Below are 2,863 nucleotides of genomic sequence, written 5' to 3' on the forward strand. Positions count from 1 at the left end.
CCCCACCCCCAGGCCGGTCGTGCCGTCCGCCGCCCCCGGCGTCGTGAAGCGGCAGCTGGTGCTCGACCGCTTCGCCGAACGGCGCCGCGGCACCGACCGCAGGCTGGTCGTCCTGGTCGTCTTCACCGGAGTGATCTCGGTCACCGCGGTCTCCGCGCTGAACGCCAGGGCACGCAGGTAACGGATGCGGAAGGTCCGCCGGCGGACCTTCCGCATCCCGACCACCGCGGTCTCCGCGCCGGACGCCAGGGCACGCGGATAGCGGACGCGGAAGCCCGCCGGCGGACCTTCCGCCGGCGGGCTTCCAGGTGACCGGAGGGTCCGCTACTCCGCCGCCGACTGCACCGGGAACCGGTCGTCGATCTGGTCGTACTGCGTCTGCGCCGCCTTGAAGGCGTCAGGCCCGACCGCGCCCAGCCCCGCGAAGGGGTGGCTGATCAGCATGATGAACCCGATGCCGACGACGACCACGCCCACCCTCACGGCGTCGCCGACGACCGACGGGAGCGTGGGCTTCGTTCCGAGCGTCCAGGGCAGCGCGATCACCAGCAGCCCGGAGATGATCATTGAGATCACGAAGATGCTCTCCAGGCCCGCGTCGGCGTCGTCGGCACGGACGGCGCGCGCGTGGGCGACCTCGGAGACATGGCTGAGCGCGTCCTGCTGGAGGTTCTTGCTCTCCTCGCCGACGGGCCGCAGCCGGATCGTGGCCGCCCGCATGTCCTCGAGCATCCGCGTGGGGATCGGGGAGAGCTGCCCCTCGGCCATCAGCGGCCAGTCGAGGTCGGCGCTTCTGGCGGCGTAGTCCCGGATCTGGGCCCGGATCGGCGCGGCCTCGGGGATCGGCGCCACCGACCAGTACATCTCGGTGAGGGTCTCCGCCTCGGCCTGGACGTCGGTCTGCGCCGTCGAGAGCGCGTCCCGGCAGAGCACCGCGGCGTAGGCCAGCACCAGCAGGTAGACGGCGAGAGCGAGGTTGGCGGAGAAGTCCACCGACCCGGAGCCGCCGCCCTCGTCCGCCTTGCCCCTCCGCCTGAGCACGAGAAGCGCGATCAGCATGATCGCGACAGCCGCCACGACCAGCACCGTTACCCAGCCCATGAGACTCCCTCGAACTCGTCACCAAAGTAACTACCGAGGGTAATGTGTTCGTTACTCGAATTCTCGTGGTTCGCCAGGACGTCATGCGCGAAGTTCGTGAACCCCCGCGATGAAGTCCCGGGCGATCCCCCGCAGGCCCGGCAGATGGGAGAGTCCGACCAGCCGGTCCACCAGCGGCACGCTGAGCTCGATGAACCGGTAGGTCCGCCGGCACCCCTCCGAGGTGTCGTGCACCCAGAACAGCACGACCCCCATCGACATCAGCCAGAGCAGCTCGGGCAGCTCCGCCCTGAGCTCGGCGTCCATCCGGTCCGCCGACCCCTCCACCACCCTGCGGTAGATCGCGATCGCCGACTCCCGGGCCGGCGACGATTCGGCGCTGAACGGGCTGAGGGGGTTGCTCGGCTCCGCCGCGTGCTTGAAGAACTTCACCGCGAACTCGTGGTAGGGCTCGGAGACGCGCACCCACTCCCGCAGTACCCCGCCCAGCCGCGGCGCGAAGGCCCGCTCGGTGGCCAGCAGTTCCTCGCAGGCGGCCTCGTGCTCGGTCTGCGCCCGGTCGTAATACGCCTGGATCAGGGCTTCCTTGGAGGCGAAGTAGTAGTAGGCGTTGCCCACCGAGACCCCCGCCTCAGCGGCGATGGCCCGCATGGTGGTGGCCTCGTATCCGCGCTCGCGGAACAACCGCAAGGCCGTCTCCACGATGATTTCGCGGGTCTTGTCTGATCCCCTGCTTCTCTGGGTCGGCTCGGACACGTTCGTCACTGTACGACCCATGACGCCGTTAGGTCATCGCGGCTCACGATGATCACCATTTCCGAGCAAAATCCCGCCTCCCAGAGGGGTCATACCGGTTCCAAAGTGGGATTGATCCTTCTGGTGGGAGGGCTCCCGTCACAAGGGATAAAACGATGGGGACACGTCCCTGTAAACAGAGGCGTGCCCGGCTCACCGCCGGAGCACTGCTGGCTCTGCAGATATCGCTCATCGCGCCGGCCGCGCACGACGCCGCTGCGGCCGACGCGCCGCGCTCGTCGACCGCCGTGACGGCCCCGGCGCCGGCCTCGGCGATCCGGCCCGCCGGGGCCCGGACCGCGGTCACCGGGACCTACGACGCCGACGTCCTGGCCACCGCCCGGAGCCCGTACCGGCAGGCCTCCGCGCCCCGGGCGGAGACGGCGACCCGGACAGGGACGAAGACGAAGACGAAGACGAAGACGGAGACGAAAGCGGAGACGGAGGCGGGAACCACGTCGAGAACGGAGGCGGCGGCGACGTCCAGCCATCCGATACAGCCGATCCGGATCGGTCACCTGCAGGCCACGCAGCAGCTCCGGAAGGCCGGTCTGCGCTGGAAGTCGTCCGGGGGGTGCACCAACCGCAGAGTGAGGACCTGCACCTCGCTGGAGGCGGTGCGGGCCGCCACCGTGACCGACGTGATCGCGCTGAAGCAGCGCAGCGGCTGCCCGGTCGTCGTCACCGGCGGCACCGAGGTCGGCCACGCCCCCGGCCGCTACAGCCATCACCGGGGCTACAAGCTGGACATCAAGCCCAACGACTGCATCAACCGCTACATCACGCGCGAGCACGTCCTGGACGGCATCCGCGGAGACGGAGCCCCCCTTTATCGGGACTCGGGGACCGTGTACGCCCGCGAGTCCGATCACTGGGACATTCTCTTCCGCTGACACCGGCGGCGTCCACGGACCACGCGGAGACCCGGAGGATCCACCCCCAACTGCACCACGCTGTCGATGATGGC

General features: G+C 69.6%; 4 protein-coding genes. 2 read left to right on the forward strand and 2 right to left on the reverse strand.

Annotated features, from left to right (window positions below; translation table 11 throughout):
* The coding region (locus tag CA984_RS46890; protein WP_165781645.1) for a hypothetical protein at positions 1–181 on the forward strand (181 nt) is incomplete at its 5' end.
* Positions 182–324: 143 nt separating this feature from the next.
* Here CA984_RS46890 and CA984_RS43455 read toward each other — a convergent pair.
* Entirely contained in the window at positions 325–1,101 is a 777-nt protein-coding gene (locus CA984_RS43455) for a bestrophin-like domain (RefSeq protein ID WP_086579100.1), read from the reverse strand.
* Positions 1,102–1,182: 81 nt separating this feature from the next.
* A complete protein-coding gene (locus CA984_RS43460; protein ID WP_242676503.1) occupies positions 1,183–1,857 on the reverse strand; it encodes a TetR/AcrR family transcriptional regulator in 675 nt (224 codons plus the stop codon).
* Positions 1,858–2,012: 155 nt separating this feature from the next.
* Between CA984_RS43460 and CA984_RS43465 the strand changes: the two genes are divergently transcribed.
* Positions 2,013–2,789: a hypothetical protein gene (locus tag CA984_RS43465; RefSeq protein ID WP_086579102.1), complete on the forward strand. Its 777-nt coding sequence runs from the start codon at positions 2,013–2,015 to the stop codon at positions 2,787–2,789.
* Positions 2,790–2,863: the final 74 nt, after the last annotated feature.

This window comes from Streptosporangium minutum (assembly GCF_002149035.1).
In the GTDB taxonomy this organism is placed as follows: Bacteria; Actinomycetota; Actinomycetes; order Streptosporangiales; family Streptosporangiaceae; genus Streptosporangium; species Streptosporangium minutum.

Coding starts and splice junctions, on each gene's coding strand:
- CA984_RS43455 (WP_086579100.1), bottom strand. CDS start 1,101: ATGGGCTGGGTAACGGTGCTGGTCGTGGCGGCTGTCGCGATCATGCTG.
- CA984_RS43465 (WP_086579102.1), top strand. CDS start 2,013: ATGGGGACACGTCCCTGTAAACAGAGGCGTGCCCGGCTCACCGCCGGA.